Below are 22,092 nucleotides of genomic sequence, written 5' to 3'. Positions count from 1 at the left end.
TCATCCTACCCACTAATTCTTCAATTCTCGAATCTGCACTCGGAACTGTTTACCTTGTGGATTAACGGAGACTTCTGACAATGGCAACATTTCATCACCACGTAAAATAATTTGTTTCCAAGGCCCAGGCTGAACATTCACTTCCAGCCCCTCAGCATCATACCAATAGAAACGGTACTGCAAGTGTTGATCCCCTCGATATTGACTGGAGATACGGACAAGCCCCCGAGTTTGCCCATGAGTTTCTGTGGTTGAAATATCCTCAATCTGTATACGGCCAGCCAGGACTTGATCACCAAATAAAACCCGCTGACTAGCACCATCAACGCTCAACCCTGTGGTATTGCTCGCACAACCACTGATAAGCCATGCCGCTAGCAGTCCAAGAACCCTTCTTTTCATCATAATCTTCCCAATTGTTTATGCCAGAGAGTGGCATTGCTCCCCTGCCGAGATAACCAAACTAGGGTCGTTCCCCCATCTGGCACAGTAAATCGATAGCTCTGAGCTCCAACCTGCAACACTTGTTCACCTGATGTGACCACTTCACTATGAGCCAAAATACGATCAGGTAACGTTAACCAGCTACGAGTATCCGGTTGCTCGGTTAAGGTATTAAACACATTGATAAGTAAATTTCCAACCCCATCACTTTGCGTGCTCTCTTTTCGAATTTGATCTTTAGTGACAACACGCAACGCTTGCCGAATCACCATAGTAGGAATCCGCTCAGACAGATCTTGCTGCGCCATTAGGCGGACATCGGTTAACTCGTTTCCCATCACCATAGACTGATTCAGTTGTAATGGTGGAAAGACCGTTTGCGGGCTTGGTTCATAATAAGGTAAAGCTAAAGAATACAGCGCCGTATTTCCCCGACTGTCAGATAAGGGTAAAGATAAACGCCAGCCTTGCCGCTTATCTACAACACCTTGTTCTTCAATAATAATCACTCTTCCTTGCTGTGCTTGCAGAGAATTTGGTGCCCCATAGCGTTCACTCAATAGGCGCAAGTCTTCTCTCATCCCCAAACGCTGAGCGACTCTCAAGATTCCATCAATCACTGCCGAATTATTTTCAGCGACCGCTAAAGCTCGGCGATAATCGACATAAGCACTGTTTAAATCATTTGACGCTTCATACAATAAGGCTGAAAGATAGAATAAATACCCATTCTGAACGGCTTGCAATTGGGTCCCTGCATCGGGATATTGGGATAATACCGCCCCGATATTGGGAGACACACCATTACTACGCAGCTCTTTTTGTGCACGTTCCAACTCTGACTGACGATTTCTTCGTGCTTGTTCCTGAACCTGGTTAGCTCGACGCATTTCAACGAGCGCCCCTTCTAACTGGTTACTTTGAAGATAGTTCAACCCCAAATAAAGGTGCAAGAATCCCAGTTCATAATCGGCGGGAGTATAGTCACTTAAGTTATCGTTAATCGCCAATGCGCCAATACTCGTCGCTGTTGAGCTTACCGATATCATGGCTTTTTCTTGTTGCTGAGTGACCGCCATATCCGACAATTCCAATGCTGTTCTACTCAACGCATACTGCTGGTCAAGAAAGTAAACCCGGCCTTTTTCTAGATTATCAAGAATATCACCCGCCACATGATCCGATAAATACCCAGAAGCACGAGAATAGTCTCCGGCTTTTACCGCTTGATGAAGTTGATTGTTTTGAGCGCTATAGTGGCTAAAGAGGTTACCTGCGGTAAACTGAGCACAAGCGCTGAGTAACAGACAGACGAGTAAGGGGAATATATGTCGTAAATAAAAGCTCACGCCATTCACCGCCTCAAACCAGAGTTAAAACCATAAAGTGATGGCCCAATCTTGTTGGGCCGTTCTATATTAGCCAATCAATAGCGGTCCTAGTGGGCGACCACCCACTAAATGCATATGGATATGGTATACCTCTTGCCCACCGTGTGCATTGCAATTCACCAGTAAGCGATACCCATCTTCAGCAATGCCTTCTTGCTGCGCAATTTTCTTTGCTACCGTGAATAAACGACCAAGAGCCTGTTCATGTTCCGGTTTCACATCATTAACCGTCGGAATTAATTGGTTAGGGATAATTAAGATATGACTAGGCGCTCTGGGGTTGATGTCTCGAAAAGCGGTAACCAGTTCATCTTGATAAAGAATCTCTGCTGGAATTTCTTTACGAATGATTTTACTGAAAATGGTTTCTTCAGCCATGAAGCGCTCCGTTGATAAAATAAATTAGGCCATTAAGTCTGGCTGAGTATGCGACAAGGTGTATCAAATCTCAATAAAAAACACCGTTCACCTATCAAAACCCAAATTTACATTCACAAATTAAATGCCAAAAAGTATTTTTGCCGTCCCCGTCATAAAATGCGTATTTTAATCTCCATACAATACTGATTATTTTGTTAATTTTTTATGACGTTTTGTCATTACTATAATTCAGACCGCCAAATTGCATGATAGGCAGCACGTTTCACTAAGATAACCTAAACGGTACCTATCACATCATTTCATATTGAGCGTGTCATATTTTTAAATGAGAGAGATTTCAAGGGAGAGAAAAACATGCAAGGTTCCGTAATTAGGCGTATGTATGCCGGATTTGCACTCATTATTATTATGTTTGCCGTCACGGTCGCTATCATGATGGATGGGATGCAACGTATCCATTCCAATTTTGAAGAAGTATCCATATCCGCATTACCTCTGGTTTCCTTATCTAACCAAACCAGTGTTCAACTCCTATCCGCAGACAAATCCTTTAAGGACTTTTTAACCACACAAAATAGCGAGCGGATGGCGGAAAGACGTACTGAATTTACTCAAGCACAAACCGATTTTCGTGCAATATTACAACAGTTGGCTGAAGCCAGTGCCTCCCGCCCTGAACTGGAAGATCGCATCCGTGCATTACGGCAGTTAGAGCAGCGCTATTTTACTGAAGCGTACGATGCGATGGATAACTACCAAGCCATGTTTATCTCACAAGAAAAAGTACAAAATTCAACACGTAACTTTCAGCGTCTACATTCAGAACTCAGCGTGGGTATGAAAGAGTACGTGGACGAACAAAGCAGTATTTCAGTCAAAGTCATGGCAAAAAGCTATTTCATTAAGCTTCGAGATGCGGAAGTGATCACTTCCGATGCACTGGCCAGCTCTGATATGAACTTTGTAGAACAAGCGGTAGCCAATAACCGAAAAGCGGTGGCTCACCTCAATTATTCTTACCGTGGTTTAACAGCACAGCTTCCCGAACTCAAGAGAGTATTTGATGACTCCGTTGAACAGTTCACTCAAGATATTGGACAGAAAGGGGGGGTACTAGACCAACACAATGAGTATTTGAAATCTCGTTATGCCTTGTATGCCAACATTGATAACTTAGCCACAGAAGTGGACAATGCAATGGTGATTCTCGACTCATTTAACCAAACGGCAACTCAAGAGCTCAATGCCGCACTCATCGAGGCTGGCGAAGTTTATGATTTAGGTGTCTATCGAGCGATTGGTATTGGTATTTTAGTGGTCTTACTGGCAACAGGGATCGGCTATCATATTGCACATAGTGTCCGTAGCCCGCTCAACCGTATTCTTTCTACGCTGGAAAGCCTTACTCAAGGGGATATGACCAAACGTATTGAAGTTCGCTATAACAATGAATTTGCGCGTGTAAGTACCCATATCAACTCACTCGCTAATAACCTACATGACATTTTGATGAAGCTGAATGAAGCTTCAGATAACCTGACTATTACAGCAAACAGTAACCAATCTACCTCTCAAAGCGCACAAGACAAACTGAACAATCAACGAGAGCAGACCGCCAATGTCGCAACAGCAATGACGGAAATGGCACATTCTGTACAAGAGGTTGCCCATAGTGCACAAAATTCACTGCACATGGTTCAGCAAGTAGAAAGTGCCTCTGAATCCGGTCGCCAAGTAATGAGCAACAACATCTCCACAATTAATCAATTGGAAGCTCGTCTTCATGACTCAGTGAATGCCGTAGGTGAATTACATAAGATGAGCAGCCAAATTGGCTCAATTTTAGATGTCATACGCAACATTGCTGAGCAAACAAACCTACTGGCCTTAAATGCGGCCATTGAAGCCGCCCGAGCAGGAGAGCAAGGAAGAGGGTTTGCTGTCGTTGCTGATGAAGTGAGGGTACTTGCACAGCGCACAACCGAATCGACCTCTGAAATTGAGACGATGATCAGTAATTTACAGGCCAGTTCAGGAACGGCCAGTAAAGTGATTGAAACCTGTATGCAAGATATGGAGCAATCGGTTGAACAAGCCTCCAGCGCCAATAGTGCAATGGAAGAAATTCAAGCCTTGATCATAGAAATCAGCCAAATGAGTACGCATATCTCCCAAGCGGCAGCAGAACAAAGCGAAACCACCAGTTCAATAGCCCGAAGTATAGAAGACATCAACCATATCGCGGATGAAAGTTATAAGGCAATGAATCAAATCGCGCAAACCAGTGAAAACTTAACCCAGCTTGCCAACCAGCAAGGGCAACTCGTTCATCGATTTAAATTATAAGCGTCGGAAGCAACATTAAGCTTTCGGTACTTAACTTAGCGTAGATTGTTAGTACTACGTCAAAACTTCCCCAAAGGGTGACTTTTCCACAGAGTCACCCTTGTTTTTTTGTCCTGCCATCGTTATATGATGGATAAGGCTTGCGCGTTTCTTTTTCTTCTCTCTATTTTGCAAGCCAAACATGAGGATAAAATATGGCCGTTCATGTTGGCATCATAGATCAAGACCCAGTTCGTTTAGTCACGCCCCTACTCGATAATCGCACCATTAGTCGACACATTGTCTTTATCGGGGATAAAACACAAGAAGCCATGTATGTTCGCTTACATACGGTATTAGCCCAACGAGCAATCACCTCAGAATTTTTTGAAATTCCTTATGAAGCGAATATTACCGAAACAAAGCTAGCCATTCGCCAACTCGCAGAGGATCTCAAACAACGCCAAGTTGAAGTAAAACTGAATGCCAGCTGCGGGCTACGCCATCGATTATTATCTGTCTATGAAGTGTTTCGGACCTATCACTGGCCTATTTTTGTCGTTGAGCCTCGTAGTGATAAGTTGTGCTGGCTCTATCCAGATGGCAGCCCTGATACTCAAGTGCAAGACAACATTACCATTGCTGATTACCTGACTATTTTTGGGGCCCGAGGCGAGTTCAGCGAACATAACCGCCCCCCTCAATTGGATCAAAAACTGTATCAATTAGGTGAACGCTGGGCCAGCCACGCATTAGAACTTGGGCCGGGTCTTGCGACGCTTAACTACTTAGCGACGACCTGCCGTAAAGAACAACGTCTGGATGTTGAACTTTCCATCAAACAACAAGGCTATCGTGAGCTCAATTTGCTAATTTCCGATCTTGTCGAAGCCAACATTGCAACCTACCAAGAAGGTTTACTGACCTTTTCCGATGAAGATGCCCGTCGTTTTGCAAACGGTGAGTGGCTAGAAACACTCGTTCACAGTACGGTAAAACAGATCCAAGATGGGATGCCAACTATCCAAGATCGCTCACTTAATGTTCAGGTTTACCGTCAACTCGGTGAACGAGAAGTACGTAATGAGTTAGATGTCGCAACCGTTGTCAATAATAAGCTGCATATTATTGAATGTAAGACGAAAGGGATGCGTGATGATGGTGACGATACCTTATATAAATTAGAGTCCTTACGTGACTTACTTGGCGGGCTACAAGCCCGAGCCATGTTAGTCAGCTTCCGCCCATTACGTCATAATGATATTACTCGCGCCGAGGATTTAGGGCTGGCTCTGATTGGCCCTGATGAATTGAAAGATTTAAAAAGGCACCTAACCGGTTGGTTTCAAGCAGCTGGTGGTGATATATAAGGCTGGATACAGAAAAAGCCCATTTGGGCTTTTTCAATCACATCGTGACTTGTTAAAGAATTAACTATCATCTTCTGTAAAGTTTGACGGTAACGTCATTTTCATCTGATTCCAGATTTGTGCACTTTCAATACCATACTGACGAATCACAATCGGTAACTGTTCACGAGCTCCCGAATGGCACACCTCAAGTAAATCACGATAAAAAGATAGGGCCAGTTGACGCGCTTCTGTATTAGAAAAGTAATAACTGCCAACTCGATCATACAGTTTCTTCAACCCATTAAAAATCAAACCATAGATCTGATTACCCGAGTGAAAGGCTAAGCGTTGAAACAGCATATAGTCATAAAAGTTAAACGTTTTTGCTATCAACATTTCTTGACGAGTATAGTCTTCGTTATCCGCTTCATCTTTAATATGCTGTTTAATTTTATCGGCATATGGTGAGGTTGCAATAAACACATCCCACGATTCTGCTGCTAATAAAGATTCACAAGATTCAATCACATTACTGATGGTGCGTTCTGAACTCTCTTTATTTACTTTAAAAGCATAACGCATAAATATGGGGCTGATATTGGTTCGAGCAGCAAGCAAATCTTCCACAATACTGGTGGCATTTTCTGCATCCAATGTCATTAGTGTGTCTAAAATATGCAGGCTTGATGTTTCCATAAACTGATTTACTTTAGTCGGCTTGCCATGTTGAATGGTGAGCCAACCGTCTCGAGCGAGACGTTGAAGCACTTCTCGTAATGTGGTACGAGTAACCCCTATAAGTTCAGAAAGCTCTCGCTCGGCAGGTAAAATGGAGCCTGGTGGGAAACGACCATTCCAAATGCTTTCAATGATGTATTTTTCTGCAAAACCTGCTGGGCTTTTTGCTTTGATGACCATTAACTACTTATCCAGTTTCTAATTTATTTGGGTCGAATGGCACTCATCATACCACTAGTTTTCATTGAGCGGAAACAAACCCTAAGTAAACTTGTCACATCTTCAATATTAGAGTAACAACTCAATTTCAATCATAGATAGCGGTAATACCCACATTATATCCGCTCATTTCTTCAATTTAATTTATCAAAAAGCACCCGTGAAAAGCGGGTTAACACCGTTTACTCCCTCCGCATCATCCACTACCCTTCTATCGTCAAAATAGAGACATCTCCGGTTATCGCTATCGACGTTGTTTCATTCACAGGAGATAAGATTCAATTTACTTGGTTTAATTTACACTCAACTGCATAAATATGCTTATTTGTTAATATCTGACTCAGTAAAAATAGACGTATTCTTGTTTATCATATTATTCAGTCAGTATAAAAAATGATCCCATTCGCTGGTTTACCAATACAAGAGTCATCATCATGCCGATATCTCTCGGAAGTGCTTTTATTAAAAACTTTCTGGGTAAAGCCCCAGATTGGTACAAAATCGCCATCATCGTCTTTTTAATCATCAACCCCATGGTCTTCTTTTTTATCGACCCCTTTATCGCCGGGTGGTTATTAGTTGCAGAATTTATTTTCACACTCGCCATGGCTTTGAAATGTTACCCGCTACAACCCGGTGGATTATTGGCGATTGAGGCCATTGCCATTGGTATGACTAGCCCAGATCAAGTTAAACATGAACTCGTCGCTAATATTGAAGTGCTACTACTGCTGATGTTTATGGTTGCGGGTATCTACTTCATGAAGAATTTGCTGTTATTCATCTTCACCAAGATTTTATTAGGTATCCGCTCGAAGCTGATGTTATCAATGGCTTTTTGTATTACCGCCGCATTTCTTTCTGGATTCTTAGATGCACTGACGGTGATTGCAGTGATCATCAGTGTCGCCGTCGGGTTTTATGCGATTTATCATAGAGTGGCCTCCGGACAACCGTCGGCACTATCACACGATCATACGCACGATGAACAACTTTCCGAACTGACCCGTGAGGATTTAGAAAATTATCGTGCATTTTTACGCTCACTACTCATGCACGCAGGAGTTGGAACGGCTCTAGGGGGGGTAATGACCATGGTGGGTGAGCCGCAAAATCTGATTATTGCCGATCACGCTGGCTGGTTATTTGGTGAATTTTTTATTCGCATGTCCCCCATCACCATTCCTGTCTTTTTTTGCGGGGGAGTGACTTGCCTATTGGTTGAACACTTTAAAATCTTCGGCTATGGCGCACAATTACCCACCAATGTTCGCCAAATCCTGATGGATTTTGATAACGAAACCCGCATGAATCGAACTCAACAAGATAGGGCGAAACTATGGGTACAGGCTCTTATCGCTATTTGGCTGATCACCGGATTGGCGCTGCACTTAGCCGCTGTGGGAATAATTGGTTTATCGGTGATCATTCTTGCCACGAGCTTTTCAGGCATCGTCGAAGAACATGCTTTAGGTAAAGCGTTTGAAGAAGCCTTACCGTTTACGGCGTTGCTAGCGGTATTTTTCTCTATTGTGGCAGTCATTATTGATCAACAGCTGTTTACTCCAATCATCCATGGTGTGTTACACATTGAAGATAAAGGCACTCAGCTTGCTCTGTTTTATGTGGCCAATGGTCTTTTATCTATGGTGTCAGACAATGTCTTTGTTGGAACCGTGTATATCAGTGAAGTACAATCGGCACTGGAACATGGGTTAATTTCTCGAGATCAATTCGATTTATTGGCCGTTGCTATCAATACCGGAACAAACCTTCCTTCCGTCGCTACGCCAAACGGACAGGCTGCTTTTTTATTTCTCCTCACTTCTGCCCTCGCGCCATTAATCCGCCTCTCTTATGGGAGAATGGTATTCATGGCTCTGCCATATACCCTTGTGATGAGTTTAGTGGGTTTGAGTTGCGTAATACTCTTACTTGACCCCATGACTAGCTATTTTTATGAAATGGGGTGGATTACCCACCATAGCCTTAAATCAGCAGTGATTACAATGGGGCATTAAAAATTTGTATTGAATAAGAAACTATTCCACGTTAAAAAGCTCTGACTACTATATCAAGCCATTGATACTCATCAATATCAATGGCTCAAATACTATCCTAATTACGCAAGGATGATGATGTGAACGCACTTTTGCAACTCAAACATTTCTCTCATCGTCGCCTCTCTTGGGCGATATTATTTCTGTTCGTACTTTTTTTTGAGCTTTCAGCACTCTATTTTCAACATGTGATGCTGCTAGCCCCTTGTGTTATGTGCATCTATGAACGAATCGCCATGTTAGGCATTGGTATAGGGGCCCTTATCGGCTTCATCAAACCTAAACATCCAATCTTTCGGTGGCTAGGGCTCCTCATTTGGGGAGGTAGTGCCTACCAAGGGCTAGTCTTATCCATGCAGCATGTAGATTACCAACTAAACCCTTCCCCTTTTAATACTTGCGATCTTTTTGTCACCTTCCCAAGCTGGGCTCCATTGAATCAGTGGGCACCTTGGATGTTCGAAGCCTATGGGGATTGCAGTGATATTTCTTGGCAATTATTTACGCTAAGTATGCCACAATGGCTCATCATCATTTTTGCTGGAAACTTAGTCGCCCTTGCTGCAATCTTGGTTGCGCAATGCATTAAACGTGCTTCATAGCCTTAGCAGACATAACTTCCACTTCTCATAAAAAAGCCCACCAATCGGTGGGCAAACTAAGCAGTGCGAATTACGAATTAAAAGAAGTATTTGAAGCGAACACGAACGCCAACATCTTGGTCATCGCTATCGTTATCCACTTTAGAGAAGTAAGAACCAAGGTAGATAGAGAAATCTTGCACATCCATCACGTTAGCAATTTCATAAGATGCCCAAGTGGTGTTCATTTTCTCTTTGCTGCCCGTATCAGTTTCAGAATAGATATGACCTAAACCAAAACGTTTATACTGAATAACGGCACCAATCGAAGTGTCATCTTGTTTTACGGTATCAAAGTCACGGTAGGCATAGCTTAAATCTAAGCTAAAGTCCTGCACAGCATATTGAATCGTCGCACCATAACCGATGTAGTCATTCGCTTCATCTTTCTTGTCTGCCGTCAGGTTAGCTTCCATACCCGCAGCAAAACGCAAACTGTCTGTTGCTTGGAAAGCTAAAACTGGGCGAACAAATACCGCATTCTTGTCTGCGTCAGTACTGTTATTTTCTTTAAATAATGATGCTAATTCGAAATAAAGATTGTCGAACGATTTTGCATAGCTAACTTGACCATAATCACCACGGCCACGAGCCTCTTTCAAGCGGTAAGGTTCATCGCCCGCAAAATCGAGCATGGTATCTTGCCCAACAGGGAACATATCAAACGCTTCAAAACGACCAATCTTCAATTCCCAATCGGCTTGGCGACCAATAGCAAAGAAAGCATCATCTAAATCGACGTCCCCGCTTGATTTTAATAGCGGTTGAACTTGTACTTTTAGATAGTGATCATTAGCTACAGCACGCTCAGCAGCAATTTGAACCAAAATTCGGCCGTCTTGGTTGAAATTTTGTTTATCACTGTTACCACGTTCTTTATCAGTAAAGTTGAGATCATACTCAACGTCACCGCCAATCGTAAATAGACCCATCTCGTTCTCAACGCTGATACCAGCATTCGCTGCCAGCGCAGTAGAAACTAAAACTGAAGCAAGCGAAAGTTTACCAAAGGTATTGAATTTCATTATTATCTCCATTGACTTGATAGTCATTGTCTTAATTTTATTGGTTTAATGCTTTTCCTTAGCGCTACTCAGAAAGAACGTATTGATTAGGGGGTACATTGTTTCAATGTGGTAATCCTTTCATTTCTGAGGCCAGTGACCACTGTACATGCGCCTCCCTGCATGCCACTGACAGAGGAGAGTTTACATTCACCAAAACGATAGAAACCATGAATGCGATCACACAAGGAACCGTTCCCAATTAATCAATATTCAGGAATATTCCCTTCATCACGCTTATTGAATTAATTTGGATAAGAAATTAAATATTGGCATGATTATTATTGTTAATTTTTTTACTGAAAAAATTAATTCACAGAATAAATGTAAATAAACAGAAAATAGAAAGGCAGAAAATAGATCGAAAAGAGCTTGCTTGTCGCGTGAAGATAAAGGGTTAATGCTGGGACTCCATCAAATTGACTGAGAGAGGAGTATAAAAAATGCAGCTTAGATCACTCTAAGCTGCATGACGATGATAGAGGAGATTAATCTCTCGGTGGTGCGGGGGCTAAAACTTCTCGATTACCATTATGACTTGGAGCACTCACAATACCTTGAGCTTCCAGTTGTTCAACGATACGAGCAGCACGGTTATAACCAATTTTAAAGCGACGTTGAACCCCAGACACCGAGCCTCGTCGAGTTTCTACCACATGCTCTACTACTTGATCAAACAGAGGATCCATCTCTTCATCCTCCTCCATTCTTTCTCCCGGCAATAATGCATCCGGCCCTTGGTCACCATTAATAATATCGCTGATATAATTTGGCTTGCCCCGCGCTTTCCAGTTATTGACTACCGCATGAACATCATCATCGGAAGCAAAAGCACCATGGACACGAATGGTATGGCTTGAACCCGGCGGTAGATAAAGCATATCCCCCATTCCCAATAACGACTCAGCACCACTTTGATCCAAAATGGTTCGTGAATCGGTTTTCGTTGAAACGGTAAAGGCAACCCGTGTCGGAATGTTGGCCTTAATCAATCCGGTGATCACATCCACAGAAGGCCGTTGTGTTGCCAGAATAAGGTGAATACCCGCCGCGCGCGCTTTTTGAGCTAAGCGAGCGATCAGCTCTTCCACCTTTTTCCCAACAACCATCATTAAATCGGCAAATTCATCAACCACCACCACGATATAAGGCAGTTTCTCCAACAATGGAGGTTCCGTATCCATACTGTCCCCTTCATTCCAAAGTGGATCATGAATCGGATGCCCCGCCTGTGCCGCCATTTTCAGTTTATCGTTAAAGCCTTTGATGTTTCGAACGCCTAATACAGACATCAATTTATAACGGCGTTCCATTTCTCCCACACACCAACGCAATGCGTTGGAGGCATCTTTCATGTCAGTCACAACTTCGGACAATAAATGAGGGATGCCTTCATAGATTGATAACTCAAGCATTTTCGGGTCAATCATAATAAATCGAACCTCTTCCGGCGTCGATTTATACAACATGCTAAGAATCATGACGTTAACACCGACCGACTTACCCGACCCCGTGGTTCCAGCGACCAGAACATGAGGCATTTTTGATAAATCTGCGACAACCGCTTCACCCGCAATATCTTGGCCCAATACGATGGTAGTGGGCGACTTTGATTCTTTAAACTGGCTGCTACTGATCACATCGGATAAATAAACCGTTTGACGGCTCATATTGGGCAGTTCTAATCCAACATAAGGTTTACCAGGAATCACTTCAACAACCCGAACAGCCATCGCAGAAAGAGAACGAGCCAAATCCATCGATAAACTAGAAATGCGGCTTACTTTCACTCCGGGAGCTAAGTCTAACTCAAAACGAGTAATGACTGGGCCAGGGAAGATATCCACCACTTGCGCTTGAATTTTATAATCAGCCAATTTGGATTCAACCAAGCGAGCAATGTCTTCTAAAGCCGCTCGATCTATAAAGTTTTCTCGTTTCTCTGGATGATACAGAAGTTCTAACGTTGGCATCGGCTCTGTGGGTTTCGGTAAATTCACATCTTGCTGCATCAAAAATGGATTTTGTTTTGCGGCAATATTGGCTTGAGCCTCTGAAACCAAGGTTTGAAAAGCCTGTACATCAGGGTCATCCTCACTTTCTCCCTCTATTGTGGGTTCCTCAGTGTTCATCGATGATGTTTTCGCTGGATATTCTTCTGCTGACGTTTCAACCACATCCAGTGTTGAAATCATCGGTTCAGCAAAATCATCATCCGACTTGGGTAATGAAGAAAAGGTATGGTGACTCTCTTGCACTTCTTGCTCGGAGCCCACCGTTGCTGGCACACCAGAAACGTCATTGAGTTGTTCTATTTCTTCTTCGAGTACCACAGCAAAATCGTTATTCTGACGAGCCGCATTTTCTAGTTCTTCAATGGTCGCACCAAGCTGCGCCTCACGCGATGGTGTGGGCGATACGGGTTCAGCGTCATCTGGATAAGAAAATTCAGGAGGTTCCTGTTGAGAAACGCTCTTTGGTTGAACCGAACGAACATCAGCAGTACGCGGCTCTGGTATATGAATATTAAAGCGCCGCTCTTGCGGATCCTCTTCAAGCTCTATCGTTGAAAATTCAGAGTGAGCCCCCACCTCTTCATCAATGTGCTGAGGGTTCGGATTTTGGATAGGCTCAACCATTTGAGGTTCAGCGACTTGAGGTTCAACTAACTGAGGAGCGACTAATTCTGCATTTTCGCCACGGAAACGGTTAACCAGCCATTGAAAGGCGCTGATCGCCCCCTCTCCCAACCATTCCACAATAGTGAGCCATGATATCCCAGTCAGTAAGGTGAACCCTGCCCCCCATAAAAAGAGTAAAACAAGCGTCGTACCTAACAGATTCAACGTGGGTAATGCAAGGCTAGTTAAAACATCGCCAATAAGCCCACCAGAAGAGAAATACCAAATATCATCAAAATTAATATCAGCAAGGCCACAACTGGTTAAAATCACCATGACTAACCCCAGCAACCGCGTTCCCCATAGCGTGAAATCAAACTTTTCATCTGCCTCTCTCGGCCTTAGAAAAATCCAAGCAGAGAGTGTTAAAAGAATTGGCAATAAATACGCTAACGAACCAAAAATAAAGAAAAGAGTGTCGGCGACCCACGCCCCAACAATACCTCCTGCATTTTGGATATCAGAACCCCATGCGGTTTGTGACCAAGAAGGATCCGCAGGATGAAAAGTCAGTAAAGCGACTGACAATAAGATGGAGGAGAGCACAGCGAGAATCAATCCGCACTCTTTTAGTCGTTGTTTACCATTCAAGCGCAAAGACTGAGGCTCTTCACTGGTCTTGATAATCGTTTCAACTTTATGCTTGTTCTCTTTGAACATAAACCAACTTGACTATGATAATGCCCAATATGCACTACACTATACGCATACTGGAGAGATGAAAACAGTCCGAGCGGCCATAGCCGCTCGGTTTGTTTATTGATTTAACCATACCAAGGTCAAAAACCCAATGTCTCTACGTCAGAATGTGGCAAGAAGTTGATTTAACCACCTTCATTACCGTATTAACGGGTCTTAATGACCAACTGGTTGGTTTGTTTTACTTCTTCCATAACAACATAAGTACGCGTGTCATTCACCCCAGGTAGACGCAACAAGGTGTCTCCCAACAGCTTACGATACGCCCCCATATCAGAGACTCGTGTTTTAAGAAGATAATCGAAATCACCAGAGACTAAATGACATTCTTGAATATCATCCAGTTTTTGTACTGCTGTATTAAACTGTTCAAACACATCAGGAGCACCACGATTGAGCGTTATTTCGACAAACACAAGCAGTGAAGCGTCGAGATACTGTGGGTTAAGCAACGCGGTATAACCCGTGATGTAACCTTGACGCTCTAAACGGCGCACACGTTCTAGACAAGGAGTAGGAGAAAGCCCTACTCGCTTGGATAATTCTACGTTCGAAATACGACCATCTTTTTGCAACTCATTTAAGATATTGCGATCAATACGGTCAAGATCCTTGGACGGCCTTTTATAGTTGTCTGCCATTTTTTATTCCACCTTATTACTTCCTTGCAAAAAAATATACTTCAACTTCTTTATATTCAGCATCAAACTTTATATATGCGCAACTAAACTAGTTATAAATTCGACACAAAACAGCTACATTCATTAACACAACCCAACACATAAGGAGCTAGGATGATAATTGGCATCCCTAAAGAAATCAAAAACCACGAATATCGTGTGGGATTGATTCCCGCCAGTGTAAGAGAACTTCTCTCCCACGGCCACCAAGTGATTGTCGAAACCCACGCAGGCATAGGTATCGGTTTTTCAGACGATGATTACATCGCTGCAGGCGCATCCATCCTTCACTCTTCTGCTGATATCTTTGCGCAAGCAGACATGATTGTAAAAGTGAAAGAGCCTCAGATTGTAGAACGAGCAATGCTAAAAGAAGGGCAAATTCTATTTACCTATCTACATCTTGCCCCAGATTTTCCACAAACTGAAGCACTTATCAAGAGTAAAGCGGTCTGCATCGCCTACGAGACTGTAACAGATAATATGGGACGCTTACCACTATTAGCGCCTATGTCTGAGGTTGCGGGTAGAATGTCGGTCCAAGCCGGAGCACTCGCTCTGGAAAAATCTCATGCAGGAATGGGGTTGCTGCTTAGTGGTGTTCCCGGGGTCGCTCCAGCGAAAGTCGTCATTATTGGGGGAGGCGTGGTTGGGGCAAACGCAGCACGAATCGCCATAGGCTTGAAAGCTGAGGTGACGATTTTAGATAAAAACATCGACGCACTCCGTCGACTTGATGAAGAGTTTCAAGGCCGAGTAAAACTGATTTATTCCACTGCCGATGCGATTGAGCAGCAGGTTTTAGAGGCCGATTTGGTCATTGGTGCCGTATTAATTCCGGGGGCTGCAGCGCCAAAACTCGTCACGAAAGAGCATATCAAACGAATGAAACCAGGTTCGGCCATCGTCGATGTCGCTATTGATCAGGGAGGATGTATTGAAACTTCTCGTCCGACCACCCACGACAATCCCACTTACGTCATTGATAATGTCGTCCACTATTGTGTTGCCAACATGCCGGGAGCCGTGGCTCGAACATCAACCTTTGCTCTCAACAATGCCACGCTTCCCTACATTGTAAAATTGGCAAACTTAGGTTACCAACAAGCGTTGCTCAGTGATCCCGGATTTTTGAAAGGCCTCAATATCATTCATGGGCAGATCACGTGTCGAGAAGTTGCCGATAATTTCAAGCTTCCCTATGTTCCCCCACTCGAGGCCATCAACCACTGATATGATACCTGTTTATAGCCGGGTTATACCCGGTTATCTTTTTGAGCATGAATAACAATATTCCTTGGTGTGACTTCACGTGAGCAAAACACACTGATCTCAACTTGATACCCTTGCTCTTGTAGAAAGACCGCTCTATCCAACACTAACCATAATTCCAGTAAGCGTTGAAATCCTTGTTGAACTAGGCTAAGCCGTTCCATACGCCAAAAACGCTGAATGCCCTGTTCTTGATAATGGTTAAAATCAACCAGAGGTAAATCAATCCCTTTCTTATCCGCTGCCCAGAGACAGAAAGCTTGAAATCCATCACTTAGCTGCGATTTTTTAATACTTGGGGTGGGTAAGTATTCTTGATAACCCAATTCCGTTCGTAACAATGCATCCCACCCGAGACGATAACTCATCTCAAGTTGACGATGGCGTTTAACCCGCTCTCCTCCAGTCACCGTTTCCTGTAGCGGTATGCGCAATTCATTACGAGTCAAATTTAGACAAGAACGTTTCCCTGCCTCAGAAATCGGATGATAATGCTGTCCTTCGATAAGATGATAACAACAAGGAGAAAAGGTCATGGCGGCTAACTGGCCTTTGACAGCATACTGCATCAATCGAATATGTAGATCACCACAAGCATGCAAAGCAACAGCATGCTGATGGGCTTGAAATAGACTCTGGCTACCAACATCAAAGGCATCCCCTTGAACAAAAGTCATCGCCAACCCTAAATGATCCGCTTCATATTGCCCTTTTTCGCATAATGTTGCTTGATACTCAAAACTGACAACAGGATGTGAGGTGTGAGCAGCAAGCCAACGACCAAGATAACCTTTACCAGAACACCACTCAAGCCAAGCCTCAGCCTCTCCTTGATGTCGACTCACCAGAAAAGGGCCCAAACTCTGTATCTGCCTCACTTTTCGCCCTGGGACGCCCGTATAAAGGTCACGACACGCCTCTCGAGCACTTTCAACACTCACCTTCGATAGCAAAGCGTCTTGAAGACGAACCATGTTATCTAAGTCGGGAATGTACGGTGCTAAAAGATTCGTAAGTTGTTCTGGCTGCTGTTTCAAGGTAACGATATGTTCAAGAGAAAGACCCTCTAATCGGTTATCTAACTCAGGAATAATATGATGCCAAGGAGAGATTAAAGCGCCACTGTAGTGAAAAGGTTCAAAACGCCAGAAAGGCTGGGTTTGGTAAAGAAACGTATCACACTGTTGGAAAATGTCTCTCATGATCCCCCCTAAAGAAAGAGCTTATTCTAGAGGGAGGATAACCAAGAGGAAAGGGCTAACGAACTGGTAATTCGATATCTTTAAACATCTCTTCAATTTCTGCATTGGATTTTAAAGAAATCGCTCGCTCCACAACTGGGCGAGTGAGATGTGGAGCAAAACGTTCCATAAAATCGTACATATACGAGCGTAAAAACGTTCCTCGACGAAAACCAATGCTGGTCGTGCTCGCCCCAAAAATATGGCTAGCATCAATAGCAACTAAATCCGTATCCTGGATTTTATCAATCGCCATACTCGCAATAACACCGACCCCGATCCCCATCCGAACATAGGTTTTAATGACATCTGCGTCCGTTGCAGTAAACACAACCCTTGGGTGCAATCCAACACGATTAAATGCCGTATCCAGTTCTGAACGCCCCGTAAAACCAAATACGTACGTGACTAAAGGGTAAGCGGCTATATCTTCAATCGTCACTGCTGTTTTTTGTGCTAATGGGTGGTCTTTCGGTACCACAATTGAACGGTTCCAGTGATAGCAAGGCAACATGATCGCATCTTGGTATAAATGTAACGCTTCAGTCGCTATAGCAAAGTTCGCTATCCCTTTCGCTACCGCTTCTGACATTTGGCTCGGCGTACCTTGATGCATGTGTAAGGAAACTTTAGGATAGCGAGCCGTGAAGCCTTTAATCACATCGGGTAAGGCATAACGCGCTTGAGTATGAGTGGTCGAAATATTTAGCGTCCCCATTTCTGGGTGGGTATGTTCTGCCGCCACCGATTTAATACTTTCAGTCCGGGCTAAAATTTCCGTCGCAATACGGACTATCTCCTGCCCTGCACTCGTCACCTGTGTTAAGTGCTTACCACTACGTTCAAAAATTTGAATACCCAGTTCATCCTCCAGTAAACGCACTTGCTTACTGATACCAGGTTGCGACGTATATAGACTTTCTGCTGTTGCCGACACATTTAAGTTATGATTGACCACTTCTACAATATATTTAAGCTGCTGCAACTTCATAATTGATCCTATATTTCCATGCGAAGTGCGACATCGCAATTTCATAGTTTATAATTATTAGTTATAACGCTTCGTAAACATAATGCAAAGAGCTTACAAGAAATTGTTCTATAAAAGATTCATCTTTCGAGTATTTTAAGGGAAAATCAGCAGTTCCCACTAAAAATGATCGCTCTGTTGCATTTTTTTATGCGGAAAACAGAAATAATGGACATTGCCTATTGGTAGGTAGTGTAGAGAACAGCTAGGATAGTGTATCCTTTGGCATTGGGCCCTTTGAAAAAGATACGGATTTTATGAATATAGGTTTAATTATCGCTCTGGTGGCCATTTTACTGGTTTTAATCTTGGGTTATAACATTATGCTTCAATACAAACTCAAGGTTGAAACGACAAAAAAGCAAGAGTCGGCAAGATATCTGACCATTATTGATGCAACCGAAGATCTCATCGGCAATGCACATCATTTGCCGTTTAGCAAAGATTTACTCGTTTGTTTAAATAGTCGTATCCTTGATGCCTTACAGAACATGTTGGATCTCGATCCTAAAAATAAGCAACTAGCCCAACGTGTTGAAAACATGCAAACCCAAATCCAACATCTAAAGGAACACCACCAAGGTGGGGAAAGCACTACCTTTAAAGTCCCAAGTAGTGATAAACAAGCCATCGTAATGCTCAAACTCGTCAAGCGCTTACGAGATACCATCCGCAGTGAACACAATAAAGGCCGTTTTGACACCCAAGCTTACGTGACTGAAAATGCTCGATTGGAAACGATACAAATCCGGATCAACATTGAAAATGTGATCAAACGGGCAAATGATGCCATCGTACGAGGCCAACCCGGCACAGCACTTCAATTGTTACGAAAAGGCATTGATGTGCTAAGCACAAAAAATGATAACTACTCCAATCAGGCGAGAGAAAAACTACAGACCATGTATGATGAGGTCGAAGCTCGTCGTCAATCAAAAAATGCTTCTGAAGTCCAACAGCTTGAAGAAAAAGAGCGCAATAGTGATATGGAAGCCCTTTTTGGCGAAAAGAAAAAGTGGTAATCGCCTTCTGTGCGATTCATGTCTAACAAGGTCGCATTGGCGGCCTTTTTTAATTACTTATGATGATGATAAATACTCCAACTATCCAAGAGCTACTAAACCCTATTGATCAGTTTCTCGGCTGCACAACGCCAGAAGCTTGGATTGAGGAAGCAAAAAAGCCGGAAAACCTCCCTATTATTCTGCGCGATCATTTATTGTGTGAGCTGAAAGCAGCACAAAGCGCCATCTTCTTGCTCAAACGCTATGCAGTCACAGAAGAGGCTGGCCAGCTGTTGAGCCGTTTAGTTGAGCCGTATGAACAGTTTGCTTATAAATGCCTTGGTAACCTCAACACTCTAAAAGGGAAAAGCCAACTGTCAAAATCAATTCAAGCCAAACCCAACTGCTCTTATGGGCAGGAAATGATTGATAAAATGGTACTACTGATCAAAGAAGAGCTGCACCATTTTTATCAAGTTCTTGAACTTATCGAAGCAAAAGGGTTGGAGTATCATCCTATTAACGCGAGCCGCTATGCTAAAGGCATGATTAAGCATGTCAAAACATATGAACCAGATGCACTCGTCGATAAGCTGATTATTGGAGCCTTTATTGAAGCTCGGTCATGCGAACGTTTTGCGAAACTTGCGCCTTATTTAGAAACATCCATCGGAAAGTTTTACCTATCACTTTTACGCTCAGAAGCCCGTCACTATCAAGATTACTTAGCATTAGCCGAACAAATAGCAGAAAAAGAGATTCACCAACGCATCGACTATTTTCGCCTTGTCGAAGCTAAACTGATTTCGTCACCCGATCATGACTTTAAATTTCATAGTGGCAGTCCCATTGACACTACTCACAACTAGAGAAACAAAAAGAGGTGAACAGCCCACCTCTTTTTGTTTATGTAGATCCAGCGGTTTCAAAAATGGCCTAGCATAATGAGGCATTAATCTCTGCTAGCACCTGAGCTGGATTAACCGATTGTGTAATTGGCCGACCAATTACTAAATAATCAGACCCAGACTGAATAGCTTGAACAGGAGTCATAATCCGACGCTGATCGCCAACCTCAGCCCCTACAGGCCGGATCCCAGGTGTCACCAGTTTAAATGCTTGCCCAAGTTCACTTTTCAACATAGCCGCTTCCTGAGCGGAACAAACCACCCCATCTAAACCAGAATTTTTCGTCAATGTAGCTAAGCGCATCACCTGCTGCTCAGGTTCACTCTCAATACCAATACCCTGTAAATCATGCTTTTCCATACTGGTTAGCACAGTAACACCAATAAGCAACGGACGCTCATGGCCATAGGGTTCAAGAATTTCTCGTGAAGCGGTCATCATTCGCTCTCCACCACTAGCATGAACATTGACCATCCAGACACCAAGCTCAGCCGCCGCACGTACCGCTTTAGAACATGTATTCGGAATATCATGGAACTTGAGGTCAAGAAATACCGAAAAGCCTTTAGCATGAAGTTCCGTAACAAAATGGGGACCAAACAGGGTAAACATCTCCTTGCCAACTTTTAATCGACAACTCGCAGGGTCAATTCTATCGACAAACCGAAGCGCATCCTCTTTTTGTTCATAATCCAGTGCCACGATTACTTTTGGGTCCTTCATTTCTACTCCTAAGATATATTGAGCCTAAAAAAATGCAGCCTATAGAGCTGCAAATCTTAAAAATTATTCACCGTCCAAACCTCGGATAGGTTTGATCGAACCCCACCCTTTGCAAGATGGACAATGCCAATAGAGGGAATGCGTTGAGAAACCACACCGACGACATCGATAATGCGGCTTAGCTTTCAATTGTTCTCCTACCAAACGCTGTAATGTCGATAGGCTAGCTTTGGCCCGCCCTTCTTCTGCTTCTGCAATATGATAATCAATCAGTCGATAAAACCCTTTCATGGTAGGATTTTTCACTAACTGACGAGTCAGCAGTTCCTGAGCACTGGCAACGCCATCGTGTTGAGCAACCAGTTGAGCCAGCATAAGCTCTGCTGAAACCCCAGCATTACTATCAATAGATTGACGTAAAAATTCGACCAATTGTGCCTCTTGCCCAAGTTGGTGATAGCACTCAGCTAAAGAAGGTAAAACCTCCCCGATAAAATCAATATCTTGCTCTAAGACCTTCTCAAGATAAACCAGCGTTTGTTTATAATCTTGATGAGATAAATAGAGTTTTCCAAGGGAAATACTGGCTCGAACACATTTCGGGTCTTCATGCAGAGCTCGTTTAAATAACTGAATGGCTTTATGATCTTTCCCTTCCGCTTTTTCTTGCATGGCCAATTCACACCAAAAATGAGCAATGGTCTGCTTCATTCGCTTTCGCCCCAGCTTCACCAAGGCTTGTGCACAAGCAATCGCCTTATGCCATTCACGAGTCTGTTGGTAAATCGCAGTCAACTGTTGAAGCGCTGATTCACGATGTTCTGGCTCATCCACCAGTTGTTCAAAAATTTTTTCGGCCCGATCTAAAAAACCAGAGACCATGTAGTCTTTCGCTAGCTGTTGTAATGCAAGGTTTTTTTGATCAATCGTTAAGCCAGAACGAGAAATAAGATTTTGGTGGATACGAATCGCCCGATCCACTTCACCACGAGAACGGAATAAGTTACCTAATGCAAGGTGGGTATCAATCGTTTCATTGTCCACTTGCAATAATTCAATAAAGTGATCAACGGCCTTATCAGACTGATCAGAAAGTAACAGATTCAACCCCGTCACATATTGGCGAGAAATTTGGTGGGAATGCTTCTGCTTGTCTTGCTGGGCACTACGATTTCCCATATACCATCCGTAGGCGGCGGCAATTGGCAAGAGCAAGAAGAGAAGTTCTAACATCTAAC

Annotated in this window: 17 protein-coding genes and 2 pseudogenes; 7 read left to right on the top strand and 12 right to left on the bottom strand. The window is 43.3% G+C overall.

Features of this window, described 5'->3' with window-relative positions:
- Positions 1–12 precede the first annotated feature (12 nt).
- From B5D54_RS09210 to hinT, 3 genes are all read right to left on the bottom strand, one after another.
- Positions 13–402 (bottom strand): YcfL family putative periplasmic lipoprotein, encoded by a 390-nt coding sequence (locus B5D54_RS09210; protein ID WP_078926253.1) that lies wholly within the window; start codon positions 400–402, stop codon positions 13–15.
- Positions 402–1,793 (bottom strand): COG3014 family protein, encoded by a 1,392-nt coding sequence (locus tag B5D54_RS09205; protein ID WP_115174011.1) that lies wholly within the window; start codon positions 1,791–1,793, stop codon positions 402–404. The genes B5D54_RS09210 and B5D54_RS09205 overlap by 1 nt, the downstream gene beginning before the upstream one ends.
- Before the next feature lie 69 nt (positions 1,794–1,862).
- The gene (gene hinT / locus B5D54_RS09200) at positions 1,863–2,213 is read right to left on the bottom strand and encodes a purine nucleoside phosphoramidase (protein WP_078926251.1); all 351 of its coding nucleotides are present in this window, start codon (positions 2,211–2,213) and stop codon (positions 1,863–1,865) included.
- 357 nt (positions 2,214–2,570) lie between these two features.
- Here hinT and B5D54_RS09195 point away from each other — a divergent pair, with 357 nt between their 5' ends.
- Positions 2,571–4,562, top strand: coding sequence for a methyl-accepting chemotaxis protein (locus B5D54_RS09195; RefSeq protein WP_078926250.1), 1,992 nt, complete (start codon positions 2,571–2,573; stop codon positions 4,560–4,562).
- A 194-nt stretch (positions 4,563–4,756) separates the two neighbouring features.
- Positions 4,757–5,911, top strand: a complete 1,155-nt coding sequence (locus B5D54_RS09190) for a DUF1887 family protein (protein WP_078926249.1) — start codon at positions 4,757–4,759, stop codon at positions 5,909–5,911.
- A gap of 60 nt (positions 5,912–5,971) precedes the next feature.
- On the opposite strand, the gene fadR is transcribed toward B5D54_RS09190, so the two are convergent.
- A complete protein-coding gene (fadR, locus tag B5D54_RS09185; protein WP_078926248.1) occupies positions 5,972–6,811 on the bottom strand; it encodes a fatty acid metabolism transcriptional regulator FadR in 840 nt (279 codons plus the stop codon).
- A gap of 473 nt (positions 6,812–7,284) precedes the next feature.
- Here fadR and nhaB point away from each other — a divergent pair, with 473 nt between their 5' ends.
- Positions 7,285–8,871, top strand: a complete 1,587-nt coding sequence (gene nhaB, locus B5D54_RS09180) for a Na(+)/H(+) antiporter NhaB (RefSeq protein WP_078926247.1) — start codon at positions 7,285–7,287, stop codon at positions 8,869–8,871.
- Between the two features lie 119 nt (positions 8,872–8,990).
- Positions 8,991–9,512: a disulfide bond formation protein DsbB gene (gene dsbB, locus B5D54_RS09175; protein WP_078926246.1), complete on the top strand. Its 522-nt coding sequence runs from the start codon at positions 8,991–8,993 to the stop codon at positions 9,510–9,512.
- Positions 9,513–9,589: 77 nt separating this feature from the next.
- On the opposite strand, the gene B5D54_RS09170 is transcribed toward dsbB, so the two are convergent.
- From B5D54_RS09170 to lrp, 4 genes and pseudogenes are all read right to left on the bottom strand, one after another.
- A complete protein-coding gene (locus B5D54_RS09170) occupies positions 9,590–10,576 on the bottom strand; it encodes a carbohydrate porin (protein ID WP_078926245.1) in 987 nt (328 codons plus the stop codon).
- A gap of 527 nt (positions 10,577–11,103) precedes the next feature.
- Positions 11,104–12,708: pseudogene (locus B5D54_RS17550) on the bottom strand (DNA translocase FtsK); the annotation flags it as partial.
- 563 nt (positions 12,709–13,271) lie between these two features.
- Positions 13,272–13,956, bottom strand: a pseudogene (locus tag B5D54_RS17545) (DNA translocase FtsK 4TM domain-containing protein); the annotation flags it as partial.
- 185 nt (positions 13,957–14,141) lie between these two features.
- Positions 14,142–14,636, bottom strand: coding sequence for a leucine-responsive transcriptional regulator Lrp (gene lrp / locus B5D54_RS09160; RefSeq protein WP_004726475.1), 495 nt, complete (start codon positions 14,634–14,636; stop codon positions 14,142–14,144).
- Positions 14,637–14,789: 153 nt separating this feature from the next.
- Here lrp and ald point away from each other — a divergent pair, with 153 nt between their 5' ends.
- Positions 14,790–15,908: an alanine dehydrogenase gene (gene ald / locus B5D54_RS09155; protein WP_078926243.1), complete on the top strand. Its 1,119-nt coding sequence runs from the start codon at positions 14,790–14,792 to the stop codon at positions 15,906–15,908.
- A gap of 23 nt (positions 15,909–15,931) precedes the next feature.
- On the opposite strand, the gene B5D54_RS09150 is transcribed toward ald, so the two are convergent.
- Together B5D54_RS09150 and cysB are read right to left on the bottom strand one after the other, a co-directional pair.
- Positions 15,932–17,149, bottom strand: coding sequence for a methyltransferase (locus B5D54_RS09150; protein WP_078926242.1), 1,218 nt, complete (start codon positions 17,147–17,149; stop codon positions 15,932–15,934).
- 55 nt (positions 17,150–17,204) lie between these two features.
- Positions 17,205–18,179: an HTH-type transcriptional regulator CysB gene (gene cysB / locus B5D54_RS09145; protein ID WP_078926241.1), complete on the bottom strand. Its 975-nt coding sequence runs from the start codon at positions 18,177–18,179 to the stop codon at positions 17,205–17,207.
- Positions 18,180–18,475: 296 nt separating this feature from the next.
- On the opposite strand from cysB, the gene B5D54_RS09140 reads away from it, so the two are divergent.
- Together B5D54_RS09140 and miaE are read left to right on the top strand one after the other, a co-directional pair.
- Positions 18,476–19,240, top strand: coding sequence for a DNA repair protein (locus B5D54_RS09140; protein WP_078926240.1), 765 nt, complete (start codon positions 18,476–18,478; stop codon positions 19,238–19,240).
- A 59-nt stretch (positions 19,241–19,299) separates the two neighbouring features.
- Complete coding sequence (miaE, locus tag B5D54_RS09135; protein ID WP_115174012.1) at positions 19,300–20,091, top strand: tRNA isopentenyl-2-thiomethyl-A-37 hydroxylase MiaE; 792 nt, start codon at positions 19,300–19,302, stop codon at positions 20,089–20,091.
- A gap of 67 nt (positions 20,092–20,158) precedes the next feature.
- Here miaE and pyrF read toward each other — a convergent pair whose 3' ends face one another.
- Together pyrF and lapB are read right to left on the bottom strand one after the other, a co-directional pair.
- Entirely contained in the window at positions 20,159–20,854 is a 696-nt protein-coding gene (pyrF, locus tag B5D54_RS09130) for an orotidine-5'-phosphate decarboxylase (protein ID WP_078926239.1), read from the bottom strand.
- 63 nt (positions 20,855–20,917) lie between these two features.
- Positions 20,918–22,087, bottom strand: coding sequence for a lipopolysaccharide assembly protein LapB (gene lapB / locus B5D54_RS09125; RefSeq protein WP_078926238.1), 1,170 nt, complete (start codon positions 22,085–22,087; stop codon positions 20,918–20,920).
- Between the last annotated feature and the right edge of the window lie 5 nt (positions 22,088–22,092).

It is taken from the genome of Vibrio cincinnatiensis DSM 19608 (genome assembly GCF_900167345.1).
In the GTDB taxonomy this organism is placed as follows: Bacteria; Pseudomonadota; Gammaproteobacteria; order Enterobacterales; family Vibrionaceae; genus Vibrio; species Vibrio cincinnatiensis.
The sequence above is the reverse complement of the archived record's forward strand: the minus strand, read 5'-3'. Positions and strand labels throughout refer to the sequence as shown.

What these genes read in the sequence shown, in the direction of transcription:
- B5D54_RS09210 (WP_078926253.1), bottom strand. Translation starts at nt 402, where the DNA reads ATGAAAAGAAGGGTTCTTGGACTGCTAGCGGCATGGCTTATCAGTGGT.
- hinT (WP_078926251.1), bottom strand. Translation starts at nt 2,213, where the DNA reads ATGGCTGAAGAAACCATTTTCAGTAAAATCATTCGTAAAGAAATTCCA.
- B5D54_RS09195 (WP_078926250.1), top strand. Translation starts at nt 2,571, where the DNA reads ATGCAAGGTTCCGTAATTAGGCGTATGTATGCCGGATTTGCACTCATT.
- B5D54_RS09190 (WP_078926249.1), top strand. Translation starts at nt 4,757, where the DNA reads ATGGCCGTTCATGTTGGCATCATAGATCAAGACCCAGTTCGTTTAGTC.
- fadR (WP_078926248.1), bottom strand. Translation starts at nt 6,811, where the DNA reads ATGGTCATCAAAGCAAAAAGCCCAGCAGGTTTTGCAGAAAAATACATC.
- nhaB (WP_078926247.1), top strand. Translation starts at nt 7,285, where the DNA reads ATGCCGATATCTCTCGGAAGTGCTTTTATTAAAAACTTTCTGGGTAAA.
- B5D54_RS09170 (WP_078926245.1), bottom strand. Translation starts at nt 10,576, where the DNA reads ATGAAATTCAATACCTTTGGTAAACTTTCGCTTGCTTCAGTTTTAGTT.
- lrp (WP_004726475.1), bottom strand. Translation starts at nt 14,636, where the DNA reads ATGGCAGACAACTATAAAAGGCCGTCCAAGGATCTTGACCGTATTGAT.
- ald (WP_078926243.1), top strand. Translation starts at nt 14,790, where the DNA reads ATGATAATTGGCATCCCTAAAGAAATCAAAAACCACGAATATCGTGTG.
- B5D54_RS09150 (WP_078926242.1), bottom strand. Translation starts at nt 17,149, where the DNA reads ATGAGAGACATTTTCCAACAGTGTGATACGTTTCTTTACCAAACCCAG.
- cysB (WP_078926241.1), bottom strand. Translation starts at nt 18,179, where the DNA reads ATGAAGTTGCAGCAGCTTAAATATATTGTAGAAGTGGTCAATCATAAC.
- B5D54_RS09140 (WP_078926240.1), top strand. Translation starts at nt 18,476, where the DNA reads ATGAATATAGGTTTAATTATCGCTCTGGTGGCCATTTTACTGGTTTTA.
- miaE (WP_115174012.1), top strand. Translation starts at nt 19,300, where the DNA reads ATGATGATGATAAATACTCCAACTATCCAAGAGCTACTAAACCCTATT.
- pyrF (WP_078926239.1), bottom strand. Translation starts at nt 20,854, where the DNA reads ATGAAGGACCCAAAAGTAATCGTGGCACTGGATTATGAACAAAAAGAG.
- lapB (WP_078926238.1), bottom strand. Translation starts at nt 22,087, where the DNA reads ATGTTAGAACTTCTCTTCTTGCTCTTGCCAATTGCCGCCGCCTACGGA.